Below are 20,350 nucleotides of genomic sequence, written 5' to 3'. Positions count from 1 at the left end.
ATGGAAGAACGGCTGGCAGTGATTGCAGGGTCTATGCAGGAACTGGTGGATAAGCTGGAAGGATTCCTGGAAGGACGAGATGGAATCCCTGAGTTATACCGGGGTCAGGTCAAACGGAATAAGGAGGCGCTGACGGCGCTGGTAGAAGATGAAGACATGGAGAGAATGATTGCTGCCTGGATAGGGAAAAGGAAATATTCGAAGGTTGTTGATCTCTGGGTCAAGGGACTGGCAATGGATTGGAACCTGCTTTATGGGGATGCCAAGCCGCGGCGAATCAGCCTGCCGGCCTATCCTTTTGCGAGGGAGCGGTACTGGATCACGGATATTAAAACTAAATCGGCTTCCATTGAATCTGCAGATGCTGTAAAGCCAACAGATTCGTTCATTGCCCAAAAGGCACTTGCCAAAACGGCAAATGTTTCGGAAATGAATAAGGAAGACATCGATGCTTCAAATCTCGAAGCTATTCCTTCGTATATCCAAAACATCCAGAGTCATATTTCTGCCAGTGTAAAAATAAAGAAGATGCCAGATCTTTCTTATCTAGCGGCTGCATACGAGACAATGTCCTCGACTACAGTCGACAGCAAAGCTTACTCGGAACAGGATGGAGCGACACGAGGGACTGAACGGGAATGGAGGCTTACAGATGAAGGAAATGAATGATATCTTATGCAGGCTGTTATGGAGCCATTTGCGCTTGATGGGATTATGTCCATATGCGCAAATGGAAAAGAAAGCTATGATCGCGGATTTTAAAACAAAAAACGGCTTACTGAATTTATACGATCGTTGGCTTGAAGAAAGCATAGAGATTTTGGTACGGAATCAGTATTTGTACTGCAATGGAGAGTCATATAGCGTAGCGGGTACTGCTTCGGTCGATTTGCAGGCTGTATGGAAGGAGTGGGAATGGAAGAAAGGGGCATGGCTGAAAAATCCGGATCTCTCAGCCTGGGTATTTTTGGTAGAATCGACCTTGCGCAAGCTGCCAGAAATTTTAACCGGGAAGATACCAGCCACCGATATCATTTTTCCTAATTCCTCCATGAAACTGGTAGAAGGTATATATAAGAACAGTCCTGCAGCGGATTACTTTAATGAAGTGCTGGGAGATATCGTAGTTTCCTATCTAAATGAGCGAATCAAGCATAACCCGTCGGTACCGATTCGAATCATTGAAATTGGTGCAGGCACTGGAGGTACTAGCGCTTTGGTCTTCCAGAAGCTCGAACCTTATCGGGAGCATATTCAAGAATATTGCTATACCGACAAATCCAGAGCATTTTTATTACATGCACAAAAAGAGTACGGTCCGAAAAATCCTTACCTGACTTATCAGATTTTTAATGTGGAAGAGTCGGCTCAGGGACAAGATATTGATACAGGTGGATATGATATTGCGATTGCCACCAATGTATTGCACGCCACACGGAACATTCGCCAAACGTTACGCAATGTCAAAGCGGCGCTGCGAGAAAACGGTCTGATTCTTATAAATGAAATCAGCGGTAACTCTCTGTTAAACCATCTATCCTTTGGCCTTTTAGAGGGATGGTGGCTTTATAATGACCCGGAGCTGCGCATTCCAGGCTCTCCCGGGTTATATCCCGAAAGTTGGCAAAAGGTATTGGAAATGGAGGGTTTCCGGTCCGTTTTCTTCCCTGCTCAGGAAGCGCATGATATAGGTCAACAAATTATTGTGGCGGAAAGCGATGGTATGATTCGGAACAAACAGGAGCCTGAACACGACAAATCTCAAATGAAACAGCGTGACGAAGGAATTCGATCAGATATTGATGTAACAAGCGAGATGGCTAAAGAGTATGTCAAGGAGCTTATCGTAGGGAAGCTGGTAGAGGCTTTGAATGTGGACTTTACTATGATTGATATTCATGAGTCATTCGCAGATTATGGGCTGGACTCCATTCTTGGCGTCAACTTTGTGCAGGCTGTCAATCAGGGGCTGGGGATTCATTTGCAAACTACCGATATCTTCGATTACAGTTCGGTAAAACAACTGACGCGATACATTTTAAGCCAATATGGAGATAAAGTTTCACAAGTCTTGGACCAGAGCGCTAATCCAATAGACAACATGGAAGAGGCAATTCGCGACATCCAAAAACCTAAAGACACGGATCATATTCTTCATCCCGTTGAAACGGCAAGTATATCCTTTGAGCAGGACAGACCCAATAAGAAGGATAAAGAGAAAGCTTTAACACCAAGGGAGCCCATTGCGATTATTGGAATGAGCGGGCGGTTTGCTGGATCTGATAATGTACATGAGCTTTGGAATCACCTTAAGAACGGTGACGATTTAGTGGAAGAGGTAACCCGGTGGGATCTTTCGAAATATCAGGAAAAACATGCAAGTTACTGCAATCACGGCAGTTTTTTGGGGGATATTGATAAGTTTGATCCGCTTTTTTTCAATATCTCAGGATTGGAAGCGACCTATATGGATCCGCAGCAGCGATTGTTCCTGGAGGAAGCGTGGCATGCTCTGGAGGATGCTGGCTATGCGGGGACAGGGATGGAGGGTCGCCGCTGTGGAGTGTATGTGGGCTGTGCCGAGGGAGATTACCAACAATTGCTGGATGAAGACCTGCCTCCCCAAGCGCTTTGGGGTCATATGGGTTCCGTGATTCCCGCTAGAATCTCCTACTACTTGAATCTTCACGGACCAGCAATAGCTGTAGATACAGCTTGTTCCAGTTCGTTAGTTGCAGTTCATCTGGCTTGCCAAAGCTTATGGACCGGAGAAACGGATATGGCTTTAGCTGGTGGTGTCTATATTCATACGACCCCTCGCTGCTATTTATATGGTGACCGGGCAGGGATGCTGTCTCGATCGGGACGCTGCTATACCTTTGATGATAGGGCAGATGGAATGGTTCCGGGAGAGGCGCTTGGCGCAATTGTGCTCAAGCGACTTCATGAAGCTGTTGCTGATGGAGACCACATCTATGGAGTGATTTCAGGCTCAGCGATCAACCAGGACGGTACCACGAATGGACTTACTGCGCCAAGCCAGAAATCTCAGGAGCGACTCGAGCAAAATGTATACGATACATTTCATATCCACCCAGAGCAAATCCAGATGGTGGAAGCACATGGAACTGGCACCAAATTGGGAGATCCCATTGAATATCAGGCACTGACTCGAACCTTTAGAAAGTATACCGACAAGAAGGAATATTGCGCCATAGGGTCCATTAAGACGAATATTGGCCATACGCAAATTGCGGCAGGAATTACGGGAATGATCAAACTGTTATTGTCATTAAAGAATAAGCAAATTCCTCCTACACTTCATTTCCGGTCGGGCAATTCAAACATTCAGTTTGCGGATAGTCCTTTTTATGTCAATACGTATCTGCAGGACTGGGAAGTTGAGCCTGGAGTCAGACGCTGTGCAGCGGTCAGCTCCTTTGGTGCCAGCGGTACGAATGCTCATATGGTCATAGAAGAGGCTCCACAGACGGAACGGAGACATTCCGAAAAGCCAGGTTATTTCATTCCGCTGTCGGCACGAACTTCAAAACAATTGCGCCAGCAGGTAGAGCAACTGCTCGCTTATTGTGAACAGGAGCCTATGGCGGATTGCGGTAATATGAGCTATACATTATTGCTTGGGAGAAAGCACTGTAATCATCGGCTTGCATGTGTTGCCCGTAATCAAGGCGAGCTTGTCATGTCCCTTAAAAAGTGGCTGGAAAAGGGCAGTGCTTCTCAAGTTTATCATTCTGAACTGCACGAAAAAGATCAACGCATACAAACATCTTTGAAAAGATACGGGGATGAATGTATTTACAATTGTCAAAACGCAAGCGATACCCGCGAGTATTTGGAGCTTTTGACTACGATTGCAGATCTGTATGTTCAGGGATATTCGTTAGACTTTGAGTGTTTATTTTCACATGAACAGTACTCTAGGATTCCGTTGCCAACTTATCCTTTTGCAAAAGAGCAGTATTGGGCGCCTAGGAGTGAGGACAAAATTACAGGCGGCAGAGCGGCAGAGGGTGAACCAAAATTTAGCGTCGCCAGAGCTGCGGAAGCGTCTGCCGTTACGAGTAGCCGTACACTGCTATTTGAGCCTACATGGAAAAAGCAGGATGTACCGCTGGAAGCCGAAGTCCCTGCCTATGATCGGCGAATGGTCTTGCTTTGTGAGCCAGACGAAGCTTTGCACGAGCGGCTTGAAGCGAGTTTGAACGGAGCTGTGCAGGTGCTTGCCTTTCGATCCGGGAAGAGCCGGATTGATGAGCGGTTCCAGGCCTATGCTATTCAGGCCTTTGAGAGCATTCAAAGCATACTCAAAGACAAGCCTGAGGGGAGGGTGCTGGTCCAAATTGTGGTGCGGAACGCCGGGGAAGGACGGCTCTTTTCGGGACTTTCGGGACTGTTGAAGACAGCCCGGCTGGAAAACCCGAAATTCATCGGGCAGCTGATCGAAGTGGAACAGGGAGAACAGGCGGAAGGCATCCTGGCGAAGCTGGAGGATAACAGCCGTAGCCCGATGGATGGCTGGATTCGCTATGAGAACGGACAACGGACAATCGCTTGCTGGAGCAGGTTTGAAACATCTGGGCAAGAAGAGGGGCTTCCATGGAGAGACGGTGGGGTCTATCTGATCACCGGCGGCTCCGGCAGTCTGGGACTGCTGGTTGCAGAAGAGATTACGCGGCAGACGCAAGCAGCGACCTTCATTTTGACGGGGCGGTCGCCGCTGGACCGAGACAAGCAGATGAAGCTGCAGGAGCTGGAGTCTTCAGGCGCCAGCGTGGTGTACAGGCAAGCGGATATCACCCACAGAAACACCGTTATCGGTTTGTTGGACAGCATGCAGCAGGAATTTGGACGTGTCCATGGGATCATCCACTGCGCAGGGGTGATTCACGATAATTTCATCATTAAAAAAACTAGTGAAGAATTTTTGGAGGTGCTGGGACCGAAGGTGAGCGGACTGGTCCATCTGGATGAGGCAAGCAGCGGCCAGAACCTAGACTTCTTTGTGCTCTTTTCTTCCATATCGGGCAGCCTGGGCAATCCTGGACAGGCTGACTATTCGACGGCCAATGCCTTTATGGACGCATACGCCGAATACCGGAATGCCCTGGTAGGGGCCAAGCAACGGCGGGGGCAGACGTTATCCATCCGCTGGCCGCTATGGAAAGAGGGCGGAATGCGGATCGATGCGGACACGGAACAGATCATGACGCAAAACATGGGTATTACAACCATGCAGACCCGGTCGGGAATGAGGGCGTTGTATCAAAGCTTGGCCTCCGGCAAGGAGCAGGTGATGGTCATGGAAGGGGAGCCTGAGAAAATCGAGGCCTACTTGGCGAAAGGCGTCTCACAAGCCGGCGTCCGTGCCATCCAGGCAGCTGTCCCTATCCAGGCAACTGCGCCTAAGCTGGATTCGAAGTTGCTCTACGATAAAACCTTATATCGACTCAAGGTGCTATTGGGAGAGGTGACTCGGCTGAGCGTCAGCAGCATCGAAGCCCATGAGCCGCTGGAGAGGTATGGAATCGACTCGATCATGATTACCCAGCTCAATGCCAAGCTGGCGGGCTTCTTTGGAGAGCTGTCCCAGACGCTGTTTTATGAGTACCAGACCTTGCGCGCCTTGACGGAATATTTTGTAGCGGAATACCCGCAGGAGTGCATGCAGTGGACCGGGATGAACCATGACATACAGCCTGTGGAGGAAACACTTGCGGCACCGCTGTATGTCGAAGAAGAAGCCGTGCCATCTGCGGCAAAAACGGCAGCGAAGCCCATCCGAAACTTGGCCGGGTCTGCCCCTGCGGAAATGCGTGAATCGATAGCGATCATTGGGATGGCTGGAAAGTATCCCTGGTCCAGGGACATGAACGAATATTGGGAAAATCTAAAAGCAGGGAAGGACTGTGTCACCGAAATCCCGCGTGAGCGCTGGACGATGGAAGGGTTCTTCCATCCTGATTCACAGGAAGCGGTAGCGAATGGAAAAAGCTACAGCAAGTGGGGGGGCTTTATCGAAGGATTTGCGGATTTCGATCCGCGCTTTTTCAATATTGCGCCACGGGAAGCACTCGGTATGGACCCGCAGGAAAGGCTGTTCATTGAAGCCTGCTGGGAAGCGTTGGAGGACGCGGGCTACACCCGGGAACAGCTTGCGGTGCGGCATAACAGCCGGGTAGGCGTATTTGCCGGAATTACCAAAACGGGCTTTGATCTATACGGACTTGATTTATGGAGAAAAGGAACACAAATATACCCTCACACATCCTTTAGTTCAGTGGCCAACAGGATTTCGTACCTCTTTAATTTGCAAGGGCCAAGCATGCCGATCGATACGATGTGTTCGTCCTCGTTGACCGCGATTCATGAAGCCTGTGAGCATCTGTATCGTGGAGAATGCGAAATGGCTATTGCAGGCGGAGTAAATCTGTATCTCCATCCGCTCAGCTATGTCGGACTTTGCGCCAACCACATGCTGTCAGCAGACGGGCAGTGCAAGAGCTTCGGCAAAGGAGGCAATGGATTTGTCCCTGGAGAAGGCGCGGGAGTCGTCCTATTAAAGCCGCTGTCCAAGGCGATCGCTGATGGGGACCTTATCCATGCGGTGATTCGGGGGACGAGCATTAACCATGGAGGTAAGACCAACGGCTATACGGTGCCGAACCCGACAGCCCAAGGAGAACTGATCCGGGCGGCCCTGGAGCGAGCGGGGGTACATGCGCGGACGGTCAGCTATATTGAAGCCCACGGGACAGGCACGGAGCTGGGAGACCCGATTGAAGTGACGGGCCTGACCCAGGCATTCAGGAAGGATACGCCGGATACGGGATTCTGCGCCATAGGCTCTGTGAAGTCCAACATCGGACATCTGGAGGCAGCAGCGGGCATCGCCGGGGTGGAGAAAATCATCTTGCAGATGAAAAACCAGACGCTGGTTCCCAGCCTGCATGCCCAAGAATTGAATCCGAACATCCATTTCGGTCAGACGCCGTTCGTCGTCCAGCAGGAGCTGGGGGAATGGAAGCGGCCAGTGGTTGAGATCGATGGAGAGACGCGGGAATATCCGAGGATTGCTGGGATTTCATCGTTTGGAGCGGGAGGCTCCAATGCACATGTCATCATCGAAGAGTACATTGCGGAAGAGAAGATGCCGATGAGCGTTACGGCTCAAAAGCCTGCGATCATCGTATTGTCAGCTAAAAATGAAGAACGACTGAAAAAGCAGGCCGAGAGATTGCTAGCTGCTATGCGGGAAGGACAGCAAAGCGAAAGCAGTCTGGCCGATGTGGCATACACTCTGCAGGTGGGACGCGAGGCCATGGAAGAGCGGCTGGCAGTGATTGCAGGGTCTATGCAGGAGCTGGTGGACAAGCTGGAAGGATTCCTGGAAGGACGGGACGGAATCCCTGAGTTATACCGGGGCCAGGTCAAACGGAATAAGGAGGCGCTGACGGCGCTGGTAGAAGATGAAGACATGGACAAAACGATCGCTGCCTGGATAGGGAAAAGGAAATATTCGAAGGTTGTTGATCTCTGGGTCAAGGGATTGTCGATGGATTGGAACATGCTTTATGGGGATGCCAAGCCGCGGCGAATCAGCCTGCCGGCCTATCCTTTTGCGAGGGAGCGGTACTGGATCACGGATATTATGAGTCCCTCTGTAGAAAGAGTCTCTTCTGTAGAAAGAGCCGTTACGGAAGCTCAGGAAAAGGCAATTCCCGTCCAGACTCATGCGATGCAGCCAACAGCCCTAATGCAATCCGTTTTTTTGAATAGTTCTGAAAAACCAAGCGCTATATCCTTACCGAATTTGTTGGACCGTCAGCCGCATCTAAGCAAGTCTGCCAACCAGGAGGGGACAACGATCATGTTAACTTCACTGGAGGAGACATCGCACACATTAGAGGATGAGAAGAAGACGGAAGCGCTGTCGTCTATTCCTTCTACAATATCAGCGGAAATATTGCAGGAGGAGCTGACAACAAGCCTGGCGCAGGCTTTATATATAGATCGGAGCGATATCGATTCGGATAAGAACTTTGTTGATCTTGGATTGGATTCCATTATAGGCGTAGAGTGGGTTCGTAGCATTAATAAGCATTACAATACATCCATAACAGCGACAAAAGTCTACGATTATCCAACCATCCGGGATTTTAGCAATTTTGTAGAGAAGGAATTGTTGAGCAAATCAATTGCGCCATTCTCTACCCAGTCTATTTCGGATCATTCTCCAGCAGAGTATTCACCGTCATCCGTTGCATTAGAGCCGGAGAAATCGGCAGAGGCTTCCATTCAGGTGAATTTGATGCCGATTTCGTTTGAAAAGCAGGCGCAGGCCAGCATGGCTGAGTGTAGCGCCTCTGCAGAGCTGTTGCAGGAAGAACTGACGGTAAGCCTGGCAGAGGCTTTGTACATGGAACGGAGCGAGATCGAGGCGGATAAAAACTTTATAGATACCGGACTAGATTCCATTATAGGCGTAGAGTGGGTTCGAAACATAAATAAACGATATGGCACATCCATAGCAGCGACCAAGGTCTACGACTATCCGACCATTCGCCAATTCGCTACATTTTTGGCACAAGAAATCAATAAGCATGGAGGAAGCTTCAATCAACAGTCCTTGAACGCAGTCCCGGACACGGACAAGCCTATTGCGAAAGTCCATTCGAAGAGACCTGACACGATGCAATGTTCCCCAAGGCTATCTCCTAAGGAGGATTCCGAGCCATTCCACCTGGTAAAGGTAGCAGAGAATTCATCGCCTTTACCTTCGGAAAATAAAGACGTAATTGCAATTGTCGGGATTTCGGGAAGATATCCTGGTGCGGAAGATGTGCAGCAATATTGGGATAATCTCTCTCTAGGCAAAAATTCCATTATTGAAATCCCGAAGGACCGTTGGGATGTAAGCCAATATTATGATCCTCGTCCAGCGCAAGAGGGGAAAATCAATTGCAAGTGGCTGGGTGCTTTAGAGGATATGGAATATTTCGATCCGTTATTTTTCAATATTTCTCCTACCGAGGCGGAAGGGATGGATCCTCAGCAGCGCATCTTTATGCAGGAAGCATATAAGGCAATTGAGGATGCAGGCTATAGTGGCTCACAGTTGGGAAATAAAAAATGCGGGGTATACCTTGGAATTTTAAATAATGAATATAGTATGCTGCGGTACAAGCATCAAGCGCAGTTCACCAATACTACCGGGAACAGTAACGCTATTGCTGCGGCTCGCATCTCTTATTTCCTCAATCTGAAAGGTCCGGCCATATCCGTAGATACGGCATGCTCCTCATCGCTGGTGGCAACCCATCTGGCATGCCAGGCGTTATCTAACGGAGAGATAGAAATGGCGTTGGTTGGCGGGGTGTCGTTATATCTGACTCCTGAATCGTATGTAGGTATGTCTGCATCCGGAATGTTGTCGCCAGATGGCCGATGTAAAACGTTTGACAATAGCGCCAACGGCTTTGTTCCAGGGGAAGGAGTAGGGGCGCTGGTTCTGAAGCGGCTGAAGGATGCTGAAGCTGATCGGGATCATATATACGGAGTTATTATCGGGTCCGGAATCAATCAAGATGGAAAAACCAACGGGATTACCGCGCCAAGCACAAACAGCCAAATTGAGCTGGAGCGGGAAATATACAACAAATATCAGATTGAGCCTGAAAGCATTAGCTATGTTGAAATGCATGGGACAGGAACCAAGCTGGGCGACCCTATTGAACTGGAAGCTTTATCAACCGCTTTTAAAGAAAAAACCGATCAGAAGAACTACTGTGCCATAGGTTCGGTAAAAAGCAATATCGGGCATACTTCTGCAGCAGCGGGCATAGCAAGCGTGCAAAAGGTGTTGCTATGCATGAAGCATAGAAAACTAGTACCGACACTGAATTTCAAGAACCCGAATGAGCATTTTGATTTTGATAATTCTCCTTTTTATGTCAATACAGAATTGAACGCGTGGAAACCTTCCCGCGGGGACAAAAGGCGCGCCGCTGTGAGCTCTTTCGGTTTTAGTGGTACGAACGCCCATCTTATTATTGAAGAATATCGTCCCGGGACGGGAACATCTGCGACATCACCAACAGCCGCCGATATCCATAATCCCGTTCTCTTCGTTTTGTCTGCCAAAGGTGAAAAGCAACTAAAAACGTATGCCGAAAGAATGAGGAGCTTTATTGCATCCCAGGAAAATCTTAACCTCTCGGATATGGGGTATACGCTGCAAGTGAGCCGCGAGCCGATGGATTACCGGCTGGCTTTTGTGGCAGATTCAAAAGAGGCAATGCTAAAAGCGTTGGAAGGATTTGTGAATCATGATCCGCTTGCTGGCGTCCTAACGGCTCAGGTGAAAAAGAGCAAAGACGGGATTGTGATGTTTGAGGCGGATGAAGATGCCAAATCGTTGCTTGAAACCTGGATCAAGAAGAGAAAACTAACAAAAATAGCGGAGTTGTGGGTAAAGGGGCTAACTATTGACTGGAACAAGCTGTACGGGGATATCAAACCTTACCGGATCAGTCTACCGACCTATCCTTTTGCGAGAGAACGCTGTTGGGCGCCTGAGCTTGACAGCAAGGCAGGCAAAGGCATGACTTCTGTCACTGCTTCGCTCCATCCTTTACTGCATCTAAACACCTCCGATTTCTCGGAACAGCGGTTCAGTTCGACTTTTACAGGCCAGGAGTTTTTCTTGAAGGATCATGTGGTGAATGGACGCAAAGTTCTATCCGGGGCTGCTTGCCTTGAAATGGTCCGGGCGGCCGTGGATCAGGCAACAGGATCTGATGAGGGCGGGCCAACCGGAATTTGCCTTAAAAACGTGGTTTGGGCACGGCCTATTATCGTAGAGCATGGGCCACTACAGTTACACATCGGACTTTTCCTGGATGATCATCAAGAGATTTCCTATGAAATATATGGGGAGAGCGAAGAAGCTGATGCAGGGATTGTGATATATAGCTACGGCAGTGCTGCACGAAGATCGGCTGCGGAAGTCCCAGCACTGAATATTAAAGACTTGCAGAATGTATGTAGTCGGAACTTCGATCCCACACAACTGTATAGAGTTTTCAGGGATATGGGAATGGATTATGGCCCTGGACATCAAGGGATTGAGATGGTGTATGCGGGAGAGGGTCAAGTGCTGGCTAAGTTATGCTTGCCGTCTTCCGTTTCTGACAACCAAAGCCAATTTGTCCTGCATCCAAGTATGATAGATTCGGCCTTGCAGGCAACCATAGGCTTGACGCTGGGGTCTAGCGAGATCAAACCTTCTCTGCCTTACGCCATTCAAGAAGTTGAAATTATAAAAAATTGCAGTTCCATCATGTGGGCGTTGATTCGTTATAATGCAGACGGTATAGCTGAGGAAAAGGCACAGAAGCTGGATATTGACCTGAGCGACGAAACCGGAGCCATCTGTGTCAGGATAAAAGGATATTCATCAAGAATCCTGAATAGGGACTCGATTTCCTCGGATGTTCAGTCTAATTCTAGTAACTTGATGCTTGAACCCGTATGGAAAGAGCAAGGGATTGCTCTAGAGGCCGAAATGCCTGCATATGATCGCCATGTCGTGTTACTCTGCCAGCCGTCCGGGATTTCCCGTGAACAAGTTGAAGCTCGGATGGACGGCGTGCAATGCATTGTACTGCAACCCGACCGAAACGGAATCGCGGAACAGTTCCAGCGTTACGCCGTCCAGGTGGTTGAAGAGATTCAAAGCATTTTCAGGGAAAAACCCAATGGTAAGGTGCTGATCCAGATTGCCATAAGCGGACAGGAGGAGCAGCAGCTTTTCTCGGGACTTTCCGGTCTTTTAAAAACGGCCCGGCTTGAGCATTCAAAACTGGTAGGTCAGTTAATAGAACTGGGACAGGATGAGGACTGGGGAGCAATCATAGACATTTTAAAAGAAAACAGCCGTAGCCTCGAGGATATCCAGATTCGGTACGAGAAAGGCACACGGTGGGTTTCCTGCTGGAACGAAGTTCACATCTCTCAGGAAGCAACGGGTAACCCGTGGAAGGATGGCGGAGTGTACCTGATTACCGGCGGTGCCGGTGGATTGGGACTCATTTTTGCCAGAGAGATTACGGATAAAGTTCATAAAGCCGTCTTGATTTTAACGGGGCGTTCCACGCTGGATGAGGGCAAACGGGCTGAGATAAAGAAAATGGAGGCATTAGGGGCACGAATCATATACAGACAGGTCGATGTGACTCAGGAGCAGGCGGTGACCGATTTAATCCAGGAAATTCAGGAGGAATTCGGAAACATCAATGGCATCATTCATAGTGCAGGAGTCATTCGCGACAACCGCATACTCCAAAAAAATAGCGAGGAGATACTGCGGGTTCTCGCTCCCAAAGTATTAGGGACAGTGAATCTGGATCAGGCGAGCAAGAACTTGCCGCTTGACTTCTTTATTCTATTTTCGTCTGTAGCCGGAGGATTAGGTAATCAGGGACAGGCAGACTATTCTGCAGGTAATGCGTTTATGGATGCTTATGCCGGATACCGGAACACTCTGATAGCATCTAAGCAGCGACAGGGTCAAACGCTATCCATCAATTGGCCGCTATGGAAAGAGGGTGGGATGCGTATTGATGAGGAGACGGAGAAGCTGGTAAGGCAGCGTACAGGCATGAGCGGCATGTCAACCTCTTCCGGCATTCAGGCCTTGTACCGTGGCATGACCGCAGGCGTTGATCAGGTTATGGTGATGGAAGGCAATCTTGCAAAAATGAAGAAAACCATGGGTTTAATCACGACTCCAGAGACTAGGCAGCCTGAAAAGGTGACAGGAATTTCAGAAGCTTCCTCTGAAAGCAATGCCGTACCAGATCTGCTGGACAAGGTGCAGGCCGCTATGATACAGGCCGTGTCAAAATTGCTGAAAGTCAAACTTGAAGATATTGATGCACATGTAGAAATGAGTGAGTATGGCTTCGATTCCATCCTGCTCACACAATTTACCAACAACATCAATCACTCATACCGGCTTGAGCTGACGCCGGACATATTTTTTGAATACACAACGATTCATGACTTCACCAGATATTTGGTGGACGAATATGATGCCGTGCTTGGCGAGCAGTTTGCCGTGCATGCCCGGACTGAGCCTGCTGTGCAGGCCGTGGAGGATGGTAGGGAAGACAGTACCCGCGGTAGACGGCAGCGTTTCCGGTTTGCAGGCGGGAATGTGTTGTCCAATCCGCAGCTGACTCAGGCTGCTCCTGAACCCATTGCCATCGTGGGAATGAGCGGTGTATTTCCCATGGCCCGGGATGTGGATGAGTTTTGGAAAAATCTTGAGGAAGGCAGGGACTGTATCACTGAAATCCCTGAAGATCGCTGGGATTGGAAGACGTATTACGGTGACCCTGAGCAGGAGGCCAATAAAACAAACATCAAGTGGGGCGGGTTTATTGACGGGATCTATGAGTTTGACCCGTTATTCTTTGGAATTTCACCACGGGAAGCCGCACTCATGGACCCGCAGCAGCGTCTGTTGATGACCTATATCTGGAAGGCGATTGAAGATGCAGGCATTCAGGCTGGGAGTCTGTCGGGAACCCGCACAGGAATCTTTGTAGGTACCGCGAACAGTGGCTACAGCGGTATGATCTATCAGGGAAATGTGGGTGTCGAGGCGTATTCCTCCAGCGGTATGGCACCGTCTGTTGGGCCCAATCGAATGAGCTATTTCCTTAATATTCATGGTCCGAGCGAGCCTGTCGAAACGGCTTGCTCCAGTTCACTGGTGGCCATTCACCGAGCCGTTAGGGCCATAGAGGATGGAAGCTGCGAGATGGCGATTGCGGGTGGTGTTAATGTGATTATCACACCTGAACTCCATATCAGCTTTAACAAAGCAGGGATGCTGTGTGAGGACGGTCGATGCAAAACCTTCTCCAATAAGGCCAATGGCTACGTGCGTGGTGAAGGGGCCGGCATGCTTTTCCTGAAAAAGCTGAAGGATGCAGAGAAGGATGGAGACCATATTTACGGTGTGATTCGGGGTACTGCCGTCAATCACGGAGGCCGGGCCAATTCCCTGACAGCTCCTAATCCGAGGGCTCAGGCGGATGTATTGGTAAATGCATATACAAAGGCCGGAATCGATCCAAGGACTGTCTCTTACATTGAGGCCCACGGGACAGGCACCGAGCTGGGCGATCCGATTGAAATTAACGGGCTGAAAGCAGCTTTCAAAGAGCTTTATGAGAACACAGAGGGGCCCGGAATCACAGAATCCCATTGCGGATTGGGCTCGGTGAAGACCAATATCGGACATCTGGAACTGGCTTCTGGAATCGCAGGCGTCATAAAAGTACTGCTTCAGTTAAAGCATAAAAAGCTGGTCAAAAGCCTTCATTGTGATGCAATTAATCCTTATATAAAACTTGAAGGCAGTCCGTTCTATATCGTTCAGGAGGCGCAGGAGTGGAAGCCACAGCGGGATATTCTAGGGGAAGATATTCCTCGGAGAGCAGGTGTTAGCTCCTTTGGATTCGGGGGTGCCAATGCCCATTTGGTAATCGAAGAATATATTCTTGGAAAGCAGGAGCAGAATTCTATTACCCTTACCACTCCAAAATCGGCTATTGTGGTGCTGTCAGCCAAGAGTGAAGGACAACTGCAAGAGCAAGCGCAGCTATTACTAGCTGCAATCGGGGAGCATCCGTTCACAGACAGCAGTCTGGTAGATATAGCGTATACCCTTCAGGTGGGGCGCGAAGCGATGGAAGAACGTTTGGCTTTCGTTGCAGGCTCTCTCCGGGAGCTAGAAGAGAAATTAAAAGGATTTGTGGAAGGCCGGGATGGTATCCACGGCTTATACGTGGGACACGCCAAACGCCATAGAGAAGAAAATAGAGCTCGTGAAGACGGAGAGGGTGCGGGCACGGCGATTGATGTGTTAGTTAGCGAAGGCAGCTATGGCAAAATCGCTGACCTTTGGGTAAAAGGAGTCGTTATTGACTGGGCCCTGTTGTACGGAGAGGCTAAACCAAACCGTATCAGTCTGCCAACCTATCCCTTTGCCAAAGAACGATATTGCATAACCGATATCAATAAACGGACTGGAGCAAGCGGTGTAGTGCTGGAAAGGGAGACAGCAGTCGGCATTCATCCCCTACTTCAGCGCAATACGTCCAATATTTATGGACTGCAGTTCAGCTCCATTTTTACGGGGAAGGAATTTTTCCTGTCTCACCATGTGATAAGGGGGCAGAAGCTCTTGCCTGGAGTGGCCTACCTTGAAATGGCGCGGGCGGCAGTAGAGCAGGTTGCAGGATCTCCAGAAGACAAGTGGACGTCCATCCGGTTAAAAGATGTGGATTGGATCCGGCCTGTTGTGGTTGGGGAGGAGTCGGTGGACGTCAGTATTGGGCTCTATCCTCAAGATGGCGGAGAGATCGCCTATGAAATTTACAGCAAGTCTGGAGCAACGGACACGGAGCTGGTGGTGCATAGTGAAGGCAGGGCAGTAATTGTTCCGGTGGCAGAGATCCCCGCTATAGATATTGAAACCTTGCTGGAGCAGTGCAGTCTGGGCTCCTTCTCATCCCGTCAGTGCTATGAGGCGTTTGCAGCGATGCAGGTTTCCTATGGGCCGGGACACCAGGGAATTGAGAAAATATATATCGGGGTGGGTCAAGCGCTTGCCAAGTTGTCCTTGCCTTCTTCCATTTACCATACGATGGAACGTTTTGTGATGCACCCCTGTTTGATGGACTCCGCTCTTCAGGCGACGATAGGCTTGATTATGAGTACAGGTGATCGCAAAGCTTCCATTAAGCCAGCTTTACCATTTGCATTGGAAGAGCTTGAGGTGTTTAACGGATGCACATCAGAGATGTGGGCCTGGATCCGTAATAGTGAAGACAGCAGGCAAAATGGCTCGCTGCAAAAGTTAGATATCGATTTGTGTGACGAGCAGGGGAATGTTTGTGTGAGAATGAAGGGATTCTCATCACGAGTTGCTGAAGGAGGAACAGGGGGCCCAGATGAATGGACTGCACCTGAGACTTTGATGCTTGAGCCTGTGTGGGAAGAACAAGCGATTGCTCTGGAAGGAACAGCACCTGACTATCAACAGCATCTGGTAATTTTATGCGAACCGGGATATATTTCCGGGGAAATTATTGAATCGCAAATGAACGGGGTGCAGTGCCTCATTCTCCAATCCGAAGAGAAGAGCATTGATGCACGGTTTAGGACTTATGCGACACAGGTGTTTGAGGCAATTCAACATATTCTTAAAACGGAATCCAAAGGCAAAACATTGGTTCAGCTTGTCGTTCCGGTGCAGGATCACCAACAGGTATTCTCGGGACTTTCCGGACTCTTAAAAACAGCATGGCTGGAGAATCCAGTACTGGTTGGCCAGCTGATAGAAATGGATGTGGAGCAGGATTCAGCAGGTATGATAAATATCCTGCAAGAAAACAGTCGCAGCTCTATAGAACCACATATCCGCTATCAATCGGGTAGACGGCATGTTGCCGTATGGACGGAAATTAAAGCCTCCGGCGAAGTGATCAGCATTCCGTGGAAGGACAGGGGAGTATATTTGATTACCGGCGGAACCGGAAGTCTCGGTTTGATTTTTGCCGAAGAAATTACACGACAGGCCAGAGATACTACTTTAATTCTTGTCGGACGCTCCCCGCTTCGAGGTGACACCAAAGCAAGGATTGAGGAGATAGAGGCTTTAGGTGCAAGAGTAGTATTCCGGCAAGTCGATGTCGCCGATAAAAGGGCGGTTGAAGTTTTGATTCGGGATATTCAGGAAGAGTTTGGGAAGCTGGACGGAATTGTGCATAGCGCAGGAATGGTTAGCGATAATTTCATTATTAAAAAAACACGGGAGGAATTGCAAAACGTTTTGGCACCAAAGGTTACGGGATTGGTGAATCTGGATCAGGCTTGCAAGGAAATCCCGCTGGACTTCTTCATCCTTTTTTCATCCGTTGCAGGGAGCCTCGGGAATATAGGACAGGCTGACTATGCTGCTGCCAATGCCTTTATGGACGCCTATGCCAAGTACCGTAGTACGCTGGTAGAGCGAGAACAACGCCAGGGGCGGACGATTTCAGTCAATTGGCCACTCTGGAAAGAAGGCGGAATGCGTATTGATGGGGAAACAGAAAAGATCATGGAAGGGATGGGGATGTTTGCAATGGAGACTGGTGCAGGAATTCGGGCTTTGTATCAGAGCCTGGCTTCCGAAAAGAATCAAGTCATGGTGTTGGAAGGGCATGCCAGTCAGCTAAGAGAAACGCTCCTGCAGCAACCGTTCCTGGATCAGGCTGGAGATGCCTCCTCTATGGTAAGGGAAAGCGAGATGGGTTCGGTCATCGGACAAGACCTGCTTGCCGAAAAAGCGGCAAATTATTTAAAGCAATTGCTCGCTACATCCATCAGGCTGCCGGCAAGGCAGATTGAAACCGATGCCCCTATGGAGAAGTACGGCATTGATTCCATTATGATTAAACAGCTAACCCGTGAGTTGGAGAAAACGTTTGGAACACTGCCCAAAACTTTATTTTTTGAATACCAGAATATCCGGGAATTGACCCAATATTTCCTCAAAGTCCACCAGAAGCAGCTGATTAAATTACTTGGAATCGAGACAGAGGACGCTACGAAAGATTTCAAGCCTTCGTCGGTGGAAAACGACCCGGTAAGGTCACTTTCTGATAGTCGGAAGCAATCGCGTTTCATGCCAGTTCAGGCAAGTTTCCAACCGCAACCGAAAAGAGCAGGCGAATCAGAGGAAATTGCCATTATCGGTTTGTCGGGCATGTATCCCGATGCAGAAAACATACGGGAATTCTGGAACAATCTGCGCGATGGGAAGGATTGCATTACGGAAATTCCCAAAGATCGCTGGGATCACAGCATGCACTTTGACGAGGACAGGAACCAGTCAGGAAAAGCTTACAGCAAGTGGGGAGGCTTTATCAAAGGTGTGGATCAGTTTGACCCCATGTTTTTCAATATCTCTCCTAGAGAAGCACAGATCATCGATCCTCAGGAGCGTCTATTCCTGAAATGCGTCTATGAAACGATAGAGGATGCAGGCTATACCCGGGAAGCGCTTGGACTAGAGCGGGGCCTTGGGCAGGATAGGAATGTGGGTGTTTTTGTCGGGGTCATGTATGAAGAATACCAGCTTTATGGGGCACAGGAACAAGCTAGGGGCAGAATGATTGCCGTTCCTGGCAATCCGGCTTCCATCGCAAATCGGGTATCTTATTTCTGTAACTTCCACGGTCCGAGCATGGCTGTGGACACCATGTGTTCTTCTTCATTGACGACCATTCATCTGGCCTGCCAAAGCTTGCAACAAGGCGAGTGTGAGCTTGCCATTGCTGGCGGCGTCAATGTATCCATTCATCCGAACAAATACCTGATGCTTGGGCAAGGCAGGTTTGTATCGAGTAAAGGACGGTGCGAAAGCTTTGGACAAGGCGGAGATGGATATGTGCCGGGAGAAGGCGTAGGAGCCGTACTGCTCAAACCACTGGCCAAAGCTATTGCAGATGGCGACCATATATATGGGGTCGTAAAGGGGACCTCGGTGAATCATGGAGGAAAGACAAACGGATTCTCAGTTCCGAATCCCCATGCGCAGGCCAGTGTCATTGGAAGGGCCTTTAAGAAAGCAGGAATTAACCCCAGAACCATTAGTTACATCGAAGCGCATGGCACTGGGACATCCTTAGGAGACCCCATTGAAATCGCCGGATTGCAAAAAGTGTTCCAGGAATATACGGAGGATAAGCAGTTTTGCGCAATCGGATCGGCAAAATCAAATATTGGGCATTGTGAGAGCGCGGCAGGGATTGCCGGAGTTACAAAGGTGCTCCTTCAGCTCAAATACGGACAAATCGTGCCTTCATTGCATTCAAAAACACTAAACCCGAATATCGATTTTAGCGATAGTCCTTTTATAGTTCAGCAGGAGCTGGGGGAGTGGAAAAGACCCGTCGTCACAATGAATGGGAAGACGGTTGAATACCCAAGAATCGCAGGTATTTCCTCCTTTGGCGCCGGAGGCTCCAACGCACATGTGCTCATTGAGGAATATATCCCTGAGGAGCAGGAGACTAGACAGGCTGCCACTTCACTGCAAAATCCGGTAATGATCGTGCTGTCGGCGAGGAATAAAGAGCGACTGGATGAACAGGTACACAGGCTGCTGGCTGAACTCAAAGAGTTGGAATACTCGCAAACCAGCCTGGAGGATATAGCATTTACTCTGCAGGTGGGACGGGAAGCCATGGAAGAACGGTTAGCAGTCATAGTTAAGTCTACTCGTGAGCTTACAGAAAAGCTGGAGAGCTTTTTAGCGGGGAATGAGGATATCGACGGGCTATATTTGGGTCAGGCAAAGAAGAATAAAGACATCCTAGCTGTTCTTGAGGCGGACGAAGACATGGCAAAAATGGTGGATAGTTGGATAAGCAAGGGTAAGTATACAAAGCTGGCGGAGCTTTGGGTTAAGGGGCTGCTCTTCGATTGGACTAGACTTTATGAGAATACCAGCCCTCGTCGGATTAGTCTGCCTACGTATCCATTTGCCAAGGAGAGCTATTGGATCTTCGCGCGTGGGGGCGAATCCCGGGACGTCGAGGCGGAATCTCTTGTAGCCGAGGTGTCGGTACAAGAGCTCGTTTCCAGCCCTCCTGCAGTTAACCATAGCAACGATAATGTGCAGAGACAGACTTTGGCGAAAGTACCTGAAAAACCGCAGGGCATTTTGCTGAGCTCCGTTTCCAACATCCAGATGGTAGCAGATAAGCCAGAAAAGTCAGCCGCGCTGGCAGAATCCAAGCCTGCCCCGCCGCAACCTGAGGCCAAGCCTTCTTCGCCGCCGCCCGCTGCCAGGGATGAGGCAAAGCGTTCGACATATGCGCCAACGGCTGTACGGATAGAAGCATTGGAGAAGGAACTGGTAGAAAGTCTTGCGAAATCCTTGAGTATGAATGAAATGGATATTGGCCGGGATGATCAATTTATTGATATGGGACTGGACTCCATTATAGGCGTAGAGTGGGTACAGGCTGTGAATAAACGTTTTGGAACAGCTATTCCAGCAACCAGAGTGTACGACTATCCTAACATTAAAGAATTTTCCAAATTTTTGGCAAAGGAATTGAACAAGTCGGCGGGAGATACGAATCAGGCTCCTACAGAGCCGAAGCCTAAGCAGCCCATGCAAGCCTTGTTACAGAAAGTACTGCAGGGTGAGTTGGATTTTGAACAGGCCGACCAGTTATTCAACCAATTACACTCGTAG

At 49.2% G+C, this 20,350-nt stretch carries 2 protein-coding genes (1 of these 2 only partly in view); both read left to right on the top strand.

Annotated elements, in window-relative coordinates:
• Positions 1 to 669: the 3' end of an amino acid adenylation domain-containing protein gene (locus MHI21_RS16380; protein WP_342418535.1), read on the top strand. It extends 10,476 nt beyond the left edge of the window; the window shows 669 of its 11,145 coding nt (coding positions 10,477-11,145); the start codon falls outside the window, past its left edge; its stop codon occupies positions 667 to 669.
• Entirely contained in the window at positions 653 to 20,350 is a 19,698-nt protein-coding gene (locus MHI21_RS16375) for an SDR family NAD(P)-dependent oxidoreductase (protein WP_342418534.1), read from the top strand. Before MHI21_RS16380 ends, MHI21_RS16375 begins: the two co-directional genes overlap by 17 nt.

It is taken from the genome of Paenibacillus sp. FSL H8-0168 (genome assembly GCF_038592955.1).
Taxonomy (GTDB): Bacteria; Bacillota; Bacilli; order Paenibacillales; family Paenibacillaceae; genus Paenibacillus; species Paenibacillus polymyxa_B.
The sequence above is the reverse complement of the archived record's forward strand: the minus strand, read 5'-3'. Positions and strand labels throughout refer to the sequence as shown.

Excerpts from the sequence above, each read along its gene's own strand:
- MHI21_RS16375 (WP_342418534.1), top strand. The coding sequence starts at position 653 with ATGAAGGAAATGAATGATATCTTATGCAGGCTGTTATGGAGCCATTTG.